Consider the following 16,901-nt stretch of genomic DNA (forward strand, 5'->3'; position numbering starts at 1 on the left):
GCGAGAAGGAACCCGTCGCGAGTAGCCCTGCAAGGGCAGCCTCCGACTGTGCCGGCAGGATAGTCGCCGCGGTGAAGGCAGCAGCAAACAGACCGCCGTATACGGCAAACAGATCCATCTATGTTTTCGCTTTGCGGAAAGGCTTCAGGATTGCACATCGATCACGACCATCAGTCCGCCACCGCCCTTCTCTTCGACATTGTTGTTGGTCTTGCAATTCCCGATATGGAAGTGGATGAGCCGGCCGTACGAACATTGCAGGGTTCCTGTCGGCTGGCTGTCCAACTCACCTAGTCGGCGTCGCGTGAAGTCGATGCCCACGCTTACCGCCGCTTCTCCCTGAACTTGGCGTGGCAATTCGTGCAGTCTTGCAGCATCAGGTGGAACATATGTTCGGCAGGCATTTTCGATGGATCGGCGTCGGCCTTGCCGCCAGCCCGCTTCCCGAGCAGGCTGCTGCCCATGGCCATTCCAGACTTCATCCTCATGGCTTCCGTAATGCCATCGGGTGCATCGTCGGCCGCATCTGACAGCGCGGCCGCCAGGCTTTCGAGATGGCGAGCGAGCGCGGCGAATTCTTCGCGCGACTGCTCGATCTTGGCATTCGCGGCCGAGGCGCCGAACGAGCCTGTTGGAAATGCGTCGACCATGGCGATTCCAGACCGTCGGCGGATCGTTTCTACCGCCGCTTTGAAGGCCGCTGCGTCATAGGCCAGCTTGCCGTCAAAAATCCCGGAGATTGTCTTGGCGGCGCTCGCCATCGCCTTCATCGACGCCTGGCGCTCGGCGACGACTGGAGCGACGGCGGTCTCCGGAAGCGCCGTCCTAGCGGCGAGCCCGGCGACGACAAGGACTACTGCAATGACGGGGACGCGCCTCACTGAACCGTGCCGTTTCCCGCAAGGCCGTCGATGATCGGGCAATCGGGTCGGTCATCGCCGTTGCAATGGTCGGCGAGATGCCGAAGCATGTCCCGCAGTCCGGCGAGTTCCGCAAGCTTACGGTCGATTTCGGCGAGCTTGGCTTCCGCTATGGCCTTCACATCCGCGCTCTCGCGCTCCTTGTCGCCGTAGAGCGAAAGGAGTTGCCGGCATTCCTCCACCGAGAAGCCAAGGCTTCGCGACCGCTGCAGGAAGCGCAGGCGATGCACGTCGGCCGTCGAATAGTCCCTGTACCCGTTGCCGGCACGATCAGGCCTGAGAAGACCGATGTCCTCGTAGTATCGGATGGTCTTTGGCGGCAGGCCGGATTTTTCTGCAGCGGTTCTTATGTTCATGATCTAACCTCAGAGCTTCAAAGAACGAAGTCGTAGCGCGTTGCCGATCACGGAAACTGACGAAAGGCTCATCGCCGCTGCCGCGATCATCGGTGACAGCAATGTGCCGAAGACCGGGTAGAGCATGCCCGCCGCTACGGGCACGCCGAGCGCGTTGTAGACGAAGGCGAAAAACAGGTTCTGCTTGATGTTCCCGATCGTCGCCTGCGACAGCCGCCGCGCCCGCACGATGCCGTTGAGGTCGCCTCTGACCAACGTGATGCCGGCGCTCTCGACCGCGACGTCGGCGCCGGTCCCCATGGCGATGCCGACATCGGCCGCCGCCAAGGCGGGCGCGTCGTTGACGCCGTCGCCAGCCATCGCGACGCCTTCGCCCTTGGCACGCAGCTCGTCGATCAGCGTCTTCTTGCTTTCGGGCAGCATATCGGCCCGCACCTCGTCGATGCCGAGCTTCGACGCGACCGCTTTCGCAGTGCGCTCGTTGTCGCCCGTCGCCATGATGATCCGGAGCCCGCTGTCATGCAGCGCGCGGATCGCTTCGACCGTCGTCGCCTTGATCGGATCGGCGACGGCGACGAAGCCGGCAAGCCTGCCGTCGACGGCGACCAGCATCGCGGTCTTTCCTTCCGAACGCAGCGCGTCGGCGCGGTCCTTGGACGCCGCGAGGCCGATGCCTAGATCGTCCATAAGCAGCGCGTTGCCGAGCGCGACAGCGCGCCCCCTGACGCTCCCCTTGACGCCCTTGCCGGTGACGGCCTCGAAATCCGCCGCGTCTTCGACGCTCGCGCCGCGCTGCCGCGCGCCATCGACGATCGCCTCGGCAAGCGGGTGCTCGGAACCCTTCTCGAGGCTGGCGGCAAGGCCGAGCAGTTCGGCCTCGTCAAAGCCATCGATCCCGACGACGTCGGTCAGCTTGGGCTTGCCCTCGGTCAGCGTGCCGGTCTTGTCGACGATCAGCGTGTCGACCTTGGCGAAGCGTTCAAGCGCTTCCGCCTCCTTGATCAGCACGCCGGCCTGCGCGCCGCGTCCCGTCGCGGTCATGATCGACATCGGCGTCGCCAGACCAAGCGCGCAGGGGCAGGCAATGATCAGCACCGAAACGGCCGAGACGATGGCGAAGACCATGCTTGGCTGCGGCCCGTAGACGGCCCAGACGATGAAGGCGACGATGGCGACCAGAACCACTGTCGGCACAAAGTAATAGGAGACGCGGTCGGCAAGTCCCTGGATGGGCGCGCGGCTGCGCTGCGCCTTGGCGACCATTTCGACGATGCGCGACAGCATCGTGTCGGCGCCGACTTTCTCGGCGCCGATGACCAGCGTGCCGTTCTTGTTGAGCGTGCCGCCGGTCACCGGGTCGCCCTTTGTCTTTTCGACCGGAACGGGTTCGCCGGTCAGCATCGATTCGTCGACCGCCGAACGGCCCTCAAGCACGGTGCCGTCGACCGGCACACTGTCGCCAGGCCGCACACGCAGCCGCTCGCCGGCCTTCACCTCGTCGAGCGGCACGTCTGCCTCCGAACCGTCCGCCGCAATCCGCCTGGCCGTCTTCGGCGCGAGGTCGAGAAGCGCGCGGATGGCCGAGCCGGTGCGCTCCCTTGCCTTCAACTCCAGCACCTGGCCGAGAAAGACCAGCGCGACGATTACCGCGGCTGCCTCGAAATAGACCGGGACCGTGCCGCCATGGCCGCGGAACTGGTGTGGAAAGAGATCCGGGAAAAGCGCCCCGATAACACTGTAGACATAGGCGGTGCCGACGCCGATCGAGATCAGCGTCCACATGTTCGGGCTTTTGTTGACGATGGATTCCCAGCCGCGATGAAAGAACGGGATCGCCCCCCAGACTACGACCGGCGTCGCCAGCGCCAATTCTATCCAGGCTGCCGGCTGCTCGCCGAGCCAGTCGCGGAACGGCAGGCCCAGCATCGGTCCCATGGTGATCAGAAGCAGCGGGATCGACAGCGCGGCGCTCACCCAGAAGCGGCGGGTGAAATCGACCAGCTCCGGATTGGGGCCCTGATCGCCTGTCGGCACGCCCATCGGCTCCAGCGCCATGCCGCAGATCGGGCAGGAGCCGGGCTTGTCGCGGATGATTTCTGGATGCATCGGGCAGGTGTACTGTGTGCCCTTGGGCATCGGTTCAGGCGCAGGCTGGCCGCTCAGATATTTGCCGGGGTCGGCCTCGAACTTGCCCTTGCAGCCGGCGGAGCAGAAGTAAAAACCTTTGCCCTCATGGCGCGCGAAATGCTTCGCCGTGGCGCGCTCGACGATCATGCCGCAAACCGGATCGGTCGCCTTCAGAAAGGCCTCTGGCTCCTTCATGAACTTCGTTCGGCATCCTTCCGAACAGAAATGATAGGTGTGGCCGCCGAAGGCCGCCGAAGGCTTTCCCGCCGCCGGATCGACCGTCATGCCGCAGACCGGATCGCGCACGACCGCGGCTTCAGCCGCGACGGAGCCGTGCGAGGAACAGCACGAGCCATGCGCTACGTCGGCGTGGGTGGCGTCATCGTGACGGTCGGTCATGGGGCACTCCAAAAGGGCAACTTCCCTTCCATCTACGGCTTCCAGTTACTGGAAGGTCAAGTGGTTTTCTGCAAAACGAAGCGTGGCCCGACAGCGGCCCCTACTGCGATCACCGCTCCTCAATGATCGTGAAGAGGAGCGCCGCTAGGCTGCTGCCTTCACTGGTTCAAAGGTGATATCGAGGACCGCGTCGAGCTGCCGATCCATGAAGCGCTCCGGGATGCTCTTCACGAGGAGATTGCGCAACGGAACAATGAGCGGATTGCGCCACTGAGCGACCCGCGCATAGAGGCGTGATTCGGCGGTCATCTTGCGCGCGCGGTCGACCCGTCGCGCATTGTACTCACGCAGTGCCTCGGAGACCGGCAGCCGCCCGAGCAAGGCAGCAATCACCGCGGCATCCTCAATGGCGAGACCGGCCCCTTGTCCGAGATCCGGCGTCACGGCATGAGCCGCATCACCGAGCAGCGCTACCTTGCCTCGAGTGAAGGACGACATTGGGTCGAGGTCGAGGATATCGGTCCAGACAAGCGAGTCCGGTGGCGTGCGGGCGAGCACCTCGGGAACGGGGTTGTGGAAATCGGCGAAGACCTCTCTCACTCCGTCGAGATCGAGGTTGGCCAGTTCAGGATCGTTCGTCCTCTCCGCGCCGCAGCAGGCAAACCAATAGACCCTGTCGCCCGCCACCGATGCCAAGCCGATTCGCTTCCCCGCTCCCCAGCTTTCGGTGAGGCGAGCGCGATCCATGCCATTAGGCACCCCGGGCGAGATTGCCCGCCAGCACGTATAGCGCGCGAAATGCTCGCGCGACTCGGGAAAGAGTGCCTTGCGCACGGGCGAGTGAATACCGTCACATGCGAGCACAAGCTCGGCTTCGACCGTGTCCCCGTTGGCAAAGTTCAGAACGATGCGATCGCCTTCCTCGCGAGCCCCTACGCATTCCATACCTGTCCTGATCATTCCGTCCTGCAGCTCCGAAAGAAGCGCCTTGTGCAGATCACCACGATGGAGCACGACCATCGCCAGGTGGGCGTAACGGCGGCTGAATTCCACGAAGTTCGTGGACTGGAGCACATTTCCACTCTGGTCCAGGAGATCGAGGCGGTCGATCGGCTGTGCTTCCGCGACGACTGCATCGTAAAGGCCAAGCGTCCGCAGCGCCCGCAAAGCATTAGCGCAAAGGCTCAGGCCGGCACCGATTGGCTCAAGCTTATCCGCCTGTTCGTAGATTTCGACGTCCCAGCCGAGGAGACGCAGGCCGTGCGCCGCTGCCAACCCGGCTATACCCGCGCCGACAATAGTTGCGCGCTGTTTCTTGGGTTCTCGCGATCTCATCTATAGGTAACCCTATGCGCGACCGAGAGTTCCAGCTGCGTCTTGCCATGCCCGAAGCCTCGCCGCGCCGGTTGATGCCGCGGCCGATGTCGAGTTCGCCATGCCGGAGCCGGGTTGGGACTCTTGCGGATCGCCGCGGTCAACCGGGCGCTTGCCCATGGTAGGGACCCGCTCATATGGATCGTGCGATCTGCAATCAGTCGTTGTGATTTCGGCTAAGATCGTGACCTCTACGCCGAGACGTTCTAGATGTATCCGGCTTACTGTCGACGTTTGTGCCGATCAACGAGCGCTGCGCCAAGCGCGTGTTAACATGAAATGCAGTGAGCCGTTCTGGCTGGTTAGGTGCGTGGTCGTGAGCAGATAAGAAGAACGGTGATGAAATCCAGCCCCTCGGAACCAGTTGACCTAATTCAACGCCCTTCCCGCTTCCAGCGCCAACGGGCTCAAAGTCTCAACCAGCACTGTTTCTGCATCAGCCTAGACGCCAGCGAGTTGGAGCGCGCGTTCGGAGCGAACCCGGAGACGCGTGACGTCTATTCTTTGACGCTCAAAAAGCAGCCGCATATGTTCGCCGCCTTGCCGGTGTTTGTGTCTCGGCATCATCTGGACCGCATGGCAGCGATCGTTCAGGCAGTACAGGCAGTCGTTGCTTTGCCCGCGTATCGTGATCTCGTGCTCGCCGAAGCCCCGCAAATCGCACATTTCGACGCCGGCGGCGCGCGCGGCGTGTTCATGAGCTTCGATTTCCACGTGGCTGGCGGAGAGCCGCAACTTATAGAGATAAACACGAACGCAGGAGGCGCGCTTCTCAATACTGCGCTGGCGCGCGCTCAGCGGGCTTGTTGTACGGCGGTCGCAAGCATGACTCCAGATTCTGCCGCGCTCGAAGCGACGGAGCAAACCTTCGTCGATATGTTTGTCGCCGAGTGGCGGCTGGCCCGCGGTGAGCGGGTCTTGCGGCGCTTGGCGATCGTTGACGACGATCCCCAAGAGCAGTTCCTTTACCCGGAATTTGTCCTCTTCAGGCAGCTATTCCTTCGCCACGGTATCGATGCAGTCATCGCCGCCCCGACGTCGTTTCAATTGCAGGGCGGCGTCCTTTCGCATGACGGGAAGCCCGTTGACCTCGTTTACAACCGGCTCACCGATTTCATGCTGGATCAACCCGCGCATGCCCTGTTGCGCACCGCGTATCTCGAGGGCGCCATCGTTCTGACCCCCCATCCTCATGCACATGCCCTGTACGCTAACAAACGCAATCTCGTCGTGTTCAGCGATGCTGAACGCTTGCGGTCGCTCGGTGTTTCCGAAAACATTTTGCACACGCTGCTAGGCGGGATTCCGAAGACCGAAATTGTCGATGCTTCGAAGGCGGATTCCTTATGGTCGCGGCGGCGGGGGCTTTTTTTCAAACCTGCGTCGGGTTTTGGGGGCAGGGCTGCCTACCGCGGCGACAAATTGACCAAACGGGTGTGGGGCGAGGTCCTTGCAGGCGAGTATGTCGCCCAGGCATTGGTCGCGCCGGGAGAACGATCGCTGGAGCGCGATCAACATGTGCGTCCGCTCAAATTCGACGTGCGGAACTATGTCTATGACGGCGATGTTCAATTCGTCACGGCACGGCTCTATCAGGGACAGACGACGAATTCCCGCACCCCGGGCGGCGGTTTCGCACCGGTCTTCACCGACGCCGACGCCGGTACAGATTGCACTCCGGTCTGTCACCCGGCGCGGCCATGAGCACGAGGCGGCAGACGACGCCGGCAGAGCTGGAAATGCTTGTCTTATGACTTTCGCTGCCAAACGGGCGAAGAAGGACCGCTGGGAGAGGGTGACCGCCCTCCCTCAGCGGCGAGGGTCGGATCGGTGAAATGCAGACCGTTTGACGGGTCGAGCTAGAGTTTGATCGCCCTCGTCCTTCCCTTGAGGCCTGAACGGATACCCGCAGCTCGGCTGCGGACGACAAGCACAGGACAAGCGAAAGATGACCAACGATACCATCGGCGTCGACGTCTCGAAAGACCATCTCGACGCCTACCGCATGAGCGACGGCGCCGGCCGCCGCTTCACCAACGACGCTGCCGGCCACACGGCCTTGCTGGACTGGCTGGGCCTGCCCGACGCCCGCATCGTCTACGAACCGACGAGTCCCTATCACCGAAGCTTCGAGCGCAGGCTGGCGGACGACGGCTTTGCGCTGGTCAAGGTCAACCCGCGCCAGGCCAGGCGCTTCGCCGAAGCCACCGGCAAGCTGGCCAGACCGACCGGCTGGATGCGGCGATGCTGGCGCGCATGGGAGCCCTGCTCGAGCTCGAGGCGCGGCCCGCGCGCAGTCCGATCCTGAACGATCTCAAGGATCTGCACATGGCCCGCCAGGCGCTGGTGAAGAGCCGTACGGCGGCGAAGAACAGGGCAAAGAAGCTGACCCTGCCCATCCTCAAGCGCCACAATGCTGAGCAACTCAGGCAGATCGAACGCCAGATCGGCGCCATCGAGACCGAAAGCATGGCGCTCGTCAAGACCGATCCCGATCTGGCGCATCGCTTCGCCATCCTCGTGTCGATCCCGGGCATCTCGGCGAACACCGCCTTCGCTCTTCTCATCGATATGCCCGAACTTGGCGCACTCGAAAACGGCCAGGCCGCCTCTCTTGCAGGCCTCGCACCCGTCGCACGGCAGTCCGGGAACTGGACCGGCCGCGCCTTCATCCGCGGCGGCCGGGCAAATGTCCGACAGGCGCTCTACATGCCGGCCCTCGTCGCCATGCGATTCAATCCAGACCTCAAGGCCAAATACGACCAGCTCATCGCCGCCGGCAAACCTGCAAAGAAGGCCATCACCGCGATCATGCGAAAGCTCGTCGTGCTCGCAAACGCACTGCTCAGGGACGGCCGAAACTGGACCCCATCCCTTCCTTGACCAACACGGATACTCTAGCGCGAGACGTTCGACTATTTCCTCAATGAGGTGAACCCGGCCAACGGCTTGATCCTTGACAAGACCGCCCCGCATTGGCCCGCCAGCATTGCCGCGACAGGCTTGGCTCTGGCCTGCTATCCTGTCGGGGTCGAGCGTGGGTTTATAGCGCGCGAGGCCGCCGCGTCTCGAACGCTCGCTACGCTGCGCTTCTTCTGGACGAGCCCGCAGGACCCGAACCCAACGCCACGGGATATCGCGGGTTCTATTATCATTTTCTGGACATGCAGACCGGCCGACGCGCTTGGCAATGCGAACTGTCGACGATCGATACCTCGTTCCTGCTGGCGGGCGCCTTGGCGGCGGCAGCCTATTTCGACGGAGACACGACCGAGGAACAGGAAATCCGCGCGCTCGCCGACGCGCTCTATCGCCGGGCCGACTGGCAATGGGCGCAAAACCAAGACGCGACGGTGACCCACGGCTGGACACCCGAAAGCGGTTTCATCAAGTACCGCTGGGAGGGCTACGACGAGGCGCTTCTGCTTTACATTCTGGGTCTCGGCTCTCCGACACATCCGCTGCCGGAACGCAGCTACACGGCCTGGACAGCGACCTATCGGTGGGAAAGTTGTTACGGCTACGAGTATCTCTACGCCGGCCCTCTTTTCATACATCAGCTGTCCCATGTCTGGATCGACTTTCGCGGGATCCAGGACGTCCTCCTGCGTGAAAAAGGCATCGACTATTTCGAGAACAGCCGCCGGGCGACCTATGTGCAACAATGCTATGCGATGGAAAACCCGCGCAAGTTCGCAGGCTACGGCGAGCATTGCTGGGGAATTACCGCAAGCGAGGGACCAGGCCCGGCCACGCTTAAGCTGAACGGCGTCGAGCGCGTATTCGACGACTATGTCGGGCGCGGCGTGCCCTATGGGCCGGACGATGGCACTTTGGCGCCTTGGGCAGTCGTGGCATCCTTGCCATTCGCCCCTGAAATCGTGCTCCAGGCGATCGACTTCTGTATTCATCGGGCCAAGTTGAAGAAGTACAACAGGTACGGCTTCAAAGCGTCCTTCAATCCCACCCATCCGGGTGAGCCGGGCAATCCTTATGGCTGGTGGGTATCGCCATGGCATTTTGGACTCAATCAGGGGCCAATCGTGCTGATGATCGAGAATTATCGAACGGACCTACTGTGGCAATTGATGCGTGGCTGTCCTTACATCGTAGCTGGACTGCGCCGCGCGGGGTTCAGAGGCGGTTGGCTGAAGTGAGCCAAACAGAAAATTTCGGCGACCCACAGAACAGGTGTAGTATGACGAAATCGGGCTGCCAGTGTGCATGCCCGGAGATGCGTGGGATCGGACGATGATTGTCCGAACGCTATCGATATTGGAATGCACAACGTTGCTGGCGATGCATCGCCTGGCGCACTTGGCATGCGCGAAGGACGGACAACCGTACGTCGTTCCAATCTATTATGCTTATGCGGACAGCCATCCTATGCGTTCTCGATGGTGGGAAAGAAGGTGGAATGGATGCGAGCCAATCCACGTGTTTGTGTCCAGGTCAATGAGTGGGGCAAAGGGCGCGAATGGAAAAGCGTCGTTGTTGACGGACGGTACGAAGAACTGCCGGACCGGATCGGTCACGAAGCTGTGCGGGACCATGCGTGGTCATTGTTGAGCAAGCATTTCGATTGGTGGGAGCCGGGCGGCCTCAAGCCAGTCATCCCTCAGTTATCGGACCACTTGCCGCATGTATTCTACCGGATCCTTGTCGACCAGATGTCCGGGCGGGAAGCAAAGGAAACGAAATGATCGTCCGGGCGGTGGATGCATCAGCCCCGAGAAGAACAGGCTAAAAGCAAGGGAAGCTCAGCGGATTCAGCCTTCATGTTTGCCGCCTCTCTTGCCTGGTACGGATAGCAAACGATCGTTGCCACCTGCCGGACGATCCGCGTTCTTACATGCGGCTCACGGCAGTGTTGATAGGTGAAATCGACGCGCACCGGAGCCTTGCGCCCCGGGATATTGACGTCGACCGCGATTGTCATATCGGTCCTTGCCGGGCAGATCGACGAAATTGCCACAGGTTACCGTCCCAGCGATCGTCATTTGTTCGAGATCGAAGTGGTTTTATCCCAACGTGACCGAGCCCTGACACGGTGACAGTCACTTTGGCGTTTTCGACCCGTTCGCCGGTGCTCGCATCGGATACCGCAATGACTATGTGGCCTTGATTTCCCTCAAAAGCAGAAGTCATTCGCGGCAGCGCGGTGCGCGTCCCCCCGCTCTTTGGTGCCTCCGCCGAAATGCCGTGGAGTTTGATCTGGAACAAACCCGATCGCCGTCCTCTTGGTATGTTCAACTATTCCGGCGCCTGCGCTGCGTGAAGAGAAGGATTGGATCTTTGGATTGGAAGGCCGCCCAGTTGCGGGTCATCCGCACATGGAAAGGATCACCGGCCTTCGACGTGCCTCGCTGGCTCGTCCTGTTGATCGCTATCGTCTTTTCTGCTTCCACGATCCTGCATGCCGGCGGCCGCGCCGATTCAGCCATGGCTGACGCCGGTCGCTTCGCAGTTGAATTTCGCCACGCCGATGCGGCGATGGAACATGGCCACCACGCGCCATGCGATCAAAAGGATCAGAAGAGCGCCGCCGGTCACTGCTGCGTTTCGGCCTCAGGCTGTTCGCTCTGCGTGCCTGTGACCATGCAAGTCCTGGCGGGCGTGACGCCAAGCGAGCCAGTTGCCGTCGCCCCGCTTTCCGTTTCTTCGCCAGGCGACGTTTCGATGATGCTGCGACCCCCAAAGCTCTCCGTGACCGCCTGAGCGCACGCGACCCTTGCGGTTCGTGCGCTCCGCTATCGGCCGATCAGGCCTTTCGAGTCACGAACGTGAGAGCTTTTGAAATGCAACAGATTTCCCGTCGCCAGTTTCTGGCATCAACGGCGGCTGCCGGCGTCGCCGGCGCAGCCTCGTCATTAACCGGCTTTCCAGGCATTGCACGAGCCGCTACCGCAACAATCATTCGCGCCGAATCCCGCGTCATCGACGTTGCGGGGCGGGCGGCCACCGTATTCGGCCTTGTCCAGCAGGACGGCACGCACGGGCTGGTCTCGCAAGCGGGTGAGGACTTCAACGTCCGCCTCGAGAACGCGCTGGATGCACCGACGCTCATCCATTGGCATGGCCTGACGCCGCCATTCGGCCAGGACGGAGTGCCGGACCTGCCGCAGCCGCTGCTGCAATCCGGCCAGGCCTATGACTACCGCTTCCCGCTCGAAACTACCGGCACCCACTGGATGCATGCGCATACGCTGCAGGAGCAGCAGCTTCTGGCGGCGCCGCTGATCGTCAACGATCCCGCGGAGGCGGGCCTCGACGAGCAGCCCGTCGTGGTGCTCTTCCACGATTTCAGCTTCAAGACGCCGGAGGAACTGCTTGCCGGACTGACCGGCTCGACCGGGAGCATGGCGGGGCACTCGATGAGTGGCATGAGCCACGACATGAGCAACATGAATGGGATGGAGCAGGGCGCGGCGACGCAGATGGCCTCCACCATGGATATCAATGACATCGAGTACGACGCGTATCTGGCGAACGATCGCACCCTCGACGATCCGCAGGTGTTTTCCGTCGAAAAGAGCGGAACGGTTCGGCTGCGTCTCATAAACGGCGCAACTGCCACGGCCTTCTGGATCGACACTGGATCGCTCGAAGGCGAGGCGATCGCGGTCGACGGCAACCGGGTTGTCCCAGTCCGCGGCCGCCGTTTCCCTCTCGGCATGGGACAGCGCATCGATATCCGGATCCGTCTTCCGCGCGAGGAAGGCGCATGGCCGGTGCTAGCTCTCAGGGAAGGCAGTGCCGAGCGCACCGGCTTCATCCTGGCGACAAAGGGCGGCGCGATAAAACGCGTATCCTCGAAGGGTGACAAGGCCGAGGGTCCGCTTGACCTTGCGCTGGAGGCGAGCCTTCTCGCCACGAAGCCGTTCGCCGAGAAGGCGGCGGGCGCGAGCGAACCCGTCGTGCTCGGCGGCGATATGGCAAAATACGCCTGGACCATCAACGGCAGGGGCTGGAGCGACCACAGGCCGATCGCGGTCAACAAAGGGGACCGCGTCGAACTGGCCATCCGCAACGGCAGCATGATGGGCCACCCGATGCACCTGCATGGCCATCATTTCCAGGTCGTCGGGATCGGCGGTCGCCGCTTCTCGGGAGCGGTGCGCGACACCGTCTGGCTGCCGCCGCAACGCGAGGTGACCGTCGCCTTCGACGCCACCAACCCGGGGACATGGGCCTTCCACTGCCACCACCTCTACCACATGGCGACCGGCATGATGACCGTCGTTCAGTACGCCGCCTGAGCGGCGCGAAGGAGAACCGATATGAGAACCCATTCAAGGATCAATGCTGGCGCGATTGCCGTAGCGGCCCCTCAACCGCTCCATACGGACCTGATAGGCATCACCCGGCGCATGACATTGCTTGCGCTCGCGGCAGCGGCCGGATTTGCCGCCGTCGTTTCCTTCTCACCTCGGGCTGGCGCCGAATCCGCCGGGGCAGGCTTCGTCTACACGGCCGACGAGCATGGCGGCTCCGTCAGCCGGATCGCCCTTGACGGTGGCAAGGTCGACATCATCCCGGTCCCCGTCATGCCGCACAACGTCCAGTTCGTGCCGGACACGGGCATCTTGCTGATGGTTGGAATGCCAATGTCGGGCATGGAAGAAGGACATGGCGGCGATGGTCACGGCGAAGGGGAGGAGGAGCCGAAGGGCAGGCTGATCGTCATCGACACCGCCGGCTCCGCCTCGGGCCAGGCGGCCTCCATCGATGTCGGCGCTCATCCGGCTCACGTCATTGCCGATGCGCCAGGCAAGCGCGCTTTCGTGTCCAATTCCGAGGACAACGCAATCTCGGTGATCGACCTAGACACTGGGACGGCCATTGGGGCGGCCAGCACCGGCGACTATCCGCATGGTCTGCGCATGAGCCCTGACGGGAAGTCGATCTACGTCGCAAATGTCAAGGACGGCACGGTTTCGGTGATCGACACGGCCACGCTCGCCGAGACGGCAACGATCAAGGTCGGATCAGCCCCGGTGCAGGTTGGCTTCGTCCCCGACGGCAGCCGCGTCTACGTCTCACTCCGCGACGACAACAAGGTGGCGGTCATCGATACCGCCACGAAGGAGGTGACCGGGCGGGTCGAGGTCGGCCGGTCGCCGATCCAAGTGCACGCGACGCCTGATGGCCGTTTCGTCTACGTCGCCAACCAGGGCACGGATGCGGAGCCGGACGACACCGTGTCGGTGATCGACATCGCAAGCGGAACGGTCGTCGAAACGATCCGTACCGGCGCGGGAGCCCACGGCGTTGTGGTCAGCGCCGACGGGGCGTTCGTCTTCGTCACGAACATCTTGGCCGGCACGGTTTCGCAAATATCGGTCGAAAGCCAGTCGGTCGTCAAAACCTACCCGGTGGGCAAGGGGCCGAACGGCATCACCTTCCAGGCGCCGAAGCCGACACCTGCCAACGCCGGATGAACCAGGTACCAAACCCAACACTGAGGAGAATGAAGCCATGACACGCTTAAGCAGAACCATATTTGCAACCGCGATGATCCTCATCCCGGCGGCCGGCTTCGCCGAAGACGCCCACCATCCCGCCGGCACCCCGGCAAAACCCTCCGCCGAAGAGATCGCGCCCGCGCCACAGGCCAATGCCCCCGGAGGCGCCATGATGGGCGGAATGATGCCCGGCATGATGTCTGGGGACATGATGCGGATGATGATGGGCATGATGGGCGGTGGCATGATGGGCGGCGCCCAGCCGATGGCCGGCCCCATGGGGCAAATGATGTCGCCTGAGCATGTCGAAGGCCGCATCGCCTTCCTTCGGACAGAACTCAAAGTGACGGAGGCGCAAGGGACGCTGTGGCAGGCCGTCGCGGACGCTATGCGCGCCAATGCCGGCGCGGCGAAGGGCATGATGCCCGGGATGGCCGGCGGGATGATGCCCGGCGCAAACATGCAGGGCGGCGCGATGCCCTCAGACGCCGGGCCTGTGTCACCGCTCCGGAGGATCGAGCTCCAGGAGAAAGTGCTGTCGGCGAGACTCGATGGCCTGCGAAGGCTGAAGACCGCGCTGGAGCCCTTCTATGCAACGCTGGACGACGCCCAGAAGGCCGTGGCCGACAAGCTCCTCGTACCGGCTCCGATGGGCATGATGTGAAACGACTGCGACCGCGGCGGATAGGCTGCCGCGGTCGTGATCACATTCTTGCACCCGTCCTTTTTAAGATCGCGAAGCCGTATTCCGCGACCGAGGACAAATCATAAGTGTATCGATCTCATTTCTTGGCGGTGCAAGTATGAACAAAGGCCACTACCGACAAATTCGCTAACGACAAGGGTCCCCTGGAAAATGAACACGCGCATCAAATCAGAAAGAAAACCCGACAAGCATTCCAAACAAGAGTTGATACAGATTGATACTTACTGGCGCGCGGCGAATTATCTGACGGTTGGGCAGATTTATCTGCTCGACAATCCGCTGCTGCGGGAGCCGTTGCGCATCGAGCACGTCAAGCCGCGCCTGCTCGGCCACTGGGGGACTTCGCCGGGGCTGAACTTCATCTATGCGCACCTCAACCGCATCATACGGCTGCAGGATGCGAACGTGGTCTATATTTGCGGGCCCGGCCATGGCGGACCGGCGATGGTGGCGAACACCTATCTCGAGGGGACCTACAGCGAACTGAATCCCGACATCTCGCTCGACGAGCCCGGAATGCGGAAGCTCTTCCGGCAGTTTTCCTTTCCTGGCGGCATACCGAGCCATGCCGCTCCCGAAGTGCCCGGCTCCATCAACGAAGGCGGCGAACTCGGATACGCGCTCTCGCATGCGTTCGGCGCTGCGTTCGACAATCCGGACCTCGTCGTTGCCTGCGTCGTGGGCGATGGCGAAGCGGAGACCGGACCGCTTGCGGCCGCCTGGCATTCCAACAAGTTCCTGAACCCCGAGCACGACGGCGCCGTGCTGCCGATCGTCCACCTCAACGGCTACAAGATCGCCAATCCGACCATCCTCGCGCGTATTCCTGAGGACGAGTTGCGCTCGCTTTTCGTCGGCTACGGCTACGAGCCGTTGTTCGTCGAAGGCGATGACCCGGCGGCGATGCATGAACGGATGGCCGCGGTTCTGGACACGGCAATGGAGCGTATCCGGGCGATCCAGCAGTCCGCGCGCAGCGGTCAGGCCCGCGACGCGGGGCGTCCGGTCTGGCCGATGGTCATCCTGAGGAGTCCGAAAGGATGGACCGGGCCCAAGGAGGTCGACGGCCTGAAGACGGAAGGATTCTGGCGCTCGCACCAGGTTCCCCTGGCGGGCCTCGCCGACGATCCGGACCATCTAAAGCTGCTCGAAGAGTGGCTGCGAAGCTATCGGCCGGAGGAATTGTTCGACGCCGCCGGCGCGCCGGTCGCCGAGATTCGTGCAACGGCGCCAAGTGGAGCACGGCGCATGAGCGCCAACCCCCATGCCAATGGCGGATCTTTGCGCAAATCTCTCGAAATCCCCGACATGAAGTCGCATGCGGTCGACGTCCCCAAGCCTGGCGCGGCAAAAGCCGAAGCCACCAGAGTAATGGGGAAGTTCCTGCGCGAAGTGATGCAGGCAAGCGCGGCAGATCGCAACTTCCGCATCGTCGGGCCCGACGAGACGGCGTCGAACCGCCTACAGGATGTTTTCGAGGTTACCCAGCGCGCCTGGATGGAGACGATCCTGCCGGAAGACACCCAACTCGGCCGCGATGGCCGCGTGCTTGAAATCCTTTCCGAGCACACCTGCCAAGGCTGGCTCGAAGGCTATCTCCTCACGGGAAGGCACGGACTTTTTTCCTGCTACGAGGCCTTCATTCACATCGTCGATTCGATGTTCAACCAACATGCGAAGTGGCTGGACGCCAGCCGCGACATTTCCTGGCGGCGGCCGATCTCCTCGCTGAACTATCTGCTGACCAGCCATGTCTGGCAGCAGGACCACAATGGTTTCAGCCATCAGGATCCCGGCTTCATCGATGTCGCGCTGAACAAGAAGGCCGATATCGTCCGGGTCTATCTTCCGCCGGACGCCAACACGCTGCTGTGCGTCGCCGACCATGTGCTCCGGACGTGGGATCGCATCAACATCATCGTCGCGGGAAAGGCGCCGTCCTGGCAGTGGCTGCCGCTGGCCGACGCGAGGGTGCATTGTGACGCCGGTATCGGAATCTGGGACTGGGCTTCCCACACAGGCGAGCCGGACGTCGTGATGGCCTGTGCCGGAGACGTCCCGACGGTCGAAACCCTGGCTGCGGTAAGCATCCTGCGGCAGCATCTTCCCGACCTCGCCATCCGCGTCGTCAACATCGTCGACCTGATGACGCTGCAGCCTAAGGACGTACATCCACATGGGCTTTCCGATCACGACTTCGACGCGTTGTTCACGACCGACAAGCCAGTGATCTTCGCCTACCACGGCTATCCGTGGACGATCCACAGGCTGACCTATCGCCGGACAAATCACGTCAATCTCCATGTCCGCGGCTTCAACGAGGAAGGGACGACGACCACTCCATTCGACATGACCGTGCTGAACGGCCTCGACCGCTTCCATCTGGTGCAAAGCGTCATTGACCGCACGCCAAAGGCGCAGTCCGCCGGGATCGGCCTGAGAGGGTTGATGGAAGCCAAGCTGATCGAGCATCACGATTACGTGCGTGCTCACGGGCAGGACATGCCGGAGATCCGTGATTGGAAGTGGGACGCGGCGGCGGGTGGATGACGCC

At 62.5% G+C, this 16,901-nt stretch carries 12 protein-coding genes and 4 pseudogenes; 9 read left to right on the forward strand and 7 right to left on the reverse strand.

The window, feature by feature from the left end; translation table 11 throughout:
- From EOA78_RS37030 to EOA78_RS12385, 6 genes and pseudogenes are all read right to left on the reverse strand, one after another.
- Positions 1-118: pseudogene (locus EOA78_RS37030) on the reverse strand (DedA family protein); the annotation flags it as partial.
- Positions 119-144: 26 nt separating this feature from the next.
- Positions 145-321, reverse strand: coding sequence for a hypothetical protein (locus EOA78_RS35945; protein ID WP_164783731.1), 177 nt, complete (start codon positions 319-321; stop codon positions 145-147).
- 2 nt (positions 322-323) lie between these two features.
- Entirely contained in the window at positions 324-881 is a 558-nt protein-coding gene (locus tag EOA78_RS12370) for a cytochrome c (RefSeq protein ID WP_127315357.1), read from the reverse strand.
- A complete protein-coding gene (gene cueR, locus EOA78_RS12375; RefSeq protein WP_127315358.1) occupies positions 878-1,276 on the reverse strand; it encodes a Cu(I)-responsive transcriptional regulator in 399 nt (132 codons plus the stop codon). The genes EOA78_RS12370 and cueR overlap by 4 nt, the downstream gene beginning before the upstream one ends.
- A 9-nt stretch (positions 1,277-1,285) precedes the next feature.
- On the reverse strand, positions 1,286-3,802 hold the full coding sequence (locus EOA78_RS12380) for a heavy metal translocating P-type ATPase (RefSeq protein WP_127315359.1): 2,517 nt from the start codon (positions 3,800-3,802) through the stop codon (positions 1,286-1,288).
- A 144-nt stretch (positions 3,803-3,946) separates the two neighbouring features.
- Complete coding sequence (locus EOA78_RS12385) at positions 3,947-5,137, reverse strand: FAD-dependent monooxygenase (RefSeq protein WP_127315360.1); 1,191 nt, start codon at positions 5,135-5,137, stop codon at positions 3,947-3,949.
- Between the two features lie 378 nt (positions 5,138-5,515).
- Between EOA78_RS12385 and EOA78_RS12390 the strand changes: the two genes are divergently transcribed.
- The 4 genes and pseudogenes from EOA78_RS12390 (at position 5,516) to EOA78_RS12405 (ending at position 9,879) form a co-directional block, all read left to right on the forward strand.
- Complete coding sequence (locus tag EOA78_RS12390; RefSeq protein WP_245477480.1) at positions 5,516-6,880, forward strand: hypothetical protein; 1,365 nt, start codon at positions 5,516-5,518, stop codon at positions 6,878-6,880.
- A gap of 244 nt (positions 6,881-7,124) precedes the next feature.
- Positions 7,125-8,059 (forward strand): annotated as a pseudogene (locus tag EOA78_RS12395) (IS110 family transposase).
- Between the two features lie 27 nt (positions 8,060-8,086).
- Positions 8,087-9,333, forward strand: a pseudogene (locus EOA78_RS12400) (glucoamylase family protein); the annotation flags it as partial.
- A 94-nt stretch (positions 9,334-9,427) separates the two neighbouring features.
- A pseudogene (locus EOA78_RS12405) lies at positions 9,428-9,879 on the forward strand (pyridoxamine 5'-phosphate oxidase family protein).
- Positions 9,880-9,899: 20 nt separating this feature from the next.
- Here the strand turns inward: EOA78_RS12405 and EOA78_RS12410 are convergent.
- Complete coding sequence (locus tag EOA78_RS12410) at positions 9,900-10,115, reverse strand: hypothetical protein (RefSeq protein WP_127315361.1); 216 nt, start codon at positions 10,113-10,115, stop codon at positions 9,900-9,902.
- A 263-nt stretch (positions 10,116-10,378) separates the two neighbouring features.
- On the opposite strand from EOA78_RS12410, the gene EOA78_RS12415 reads away from it, so the two are divergent.
- The 5 genes from EOA78_RS12415 (at position 10,379) to EOA78_RS12435 (ending at position 16,897) form a co-directional block, all read left to right on the forward strand.
- Entirely contained in the window at positions 10,379-10,894 is a 516-nt protein-coding gene (locus tag EOA78_RS12415; RefSeq protein ID WP_127315362.1) for a hypothetical protein, read from the forward strand.
- A gap of 80 nt (positions 10,895-10,974) precedes the next feature.
- Positions 10,975-12,435, forward strand: a complete 1,461-nt coding sequence (locus EOA78_RS12420; RefSeq protein ID WP_127315363.1) for a multicopper oxidase family protein — start codon at positions 10,975-10,977, stop codon at positions 12,433-12,435.
- Positions 12,436-12,456: 21 nt separating this feature from the next.
- Complete coding sequence (locus EOA78_RS12425; protein WP_127315364.1) at positions 12,457-13,617, forward strand: YncE family protein; 1,161 nt, start codon at positions 12,457-12,459, stop codon at positions 13,615-13,617.
- Between the two features lie 37 nt (positions 13,618-13,654).
- Positions 13,655-14,305 carry a Spy/CpxP family protein refolding chaperone gene (locus EOA78_RS12430; protein ID WP_127315365.1) on the forward strand — a complete coding sequence of 217 codons (651 nt, stop codon included), beginning with the start codon at positions 13,655-13,657 and terminating at the stop codon, positions 14,303-14,305.
- Positions 14,306-14,497: 192 nt separating this feature from the next.
- A complete protein-coding gene (locus EOA78_RS12435; RefSeq protein WP_127315366.1) occupies positions 14,498-16,897 on the forward strand; it encodes a phosphoketolase family protein in 2,400 nt (799 codons plus the stop codon).
- Positions 16,898-16,901: the final 4 nt, after the last annotated feature.

It is taken from the genome of Mesorhizobium sp. M5C.F.Cr.IN.023.01.1.1, assembly GCF_003997585.1.
Lineage (GTDB): Bacteria > Pseudomonadota > Alphaproteobacteria > Rhizobiales > Rhizobiaceae > Mesorhizobium > Mesorhizobium wenxiniae.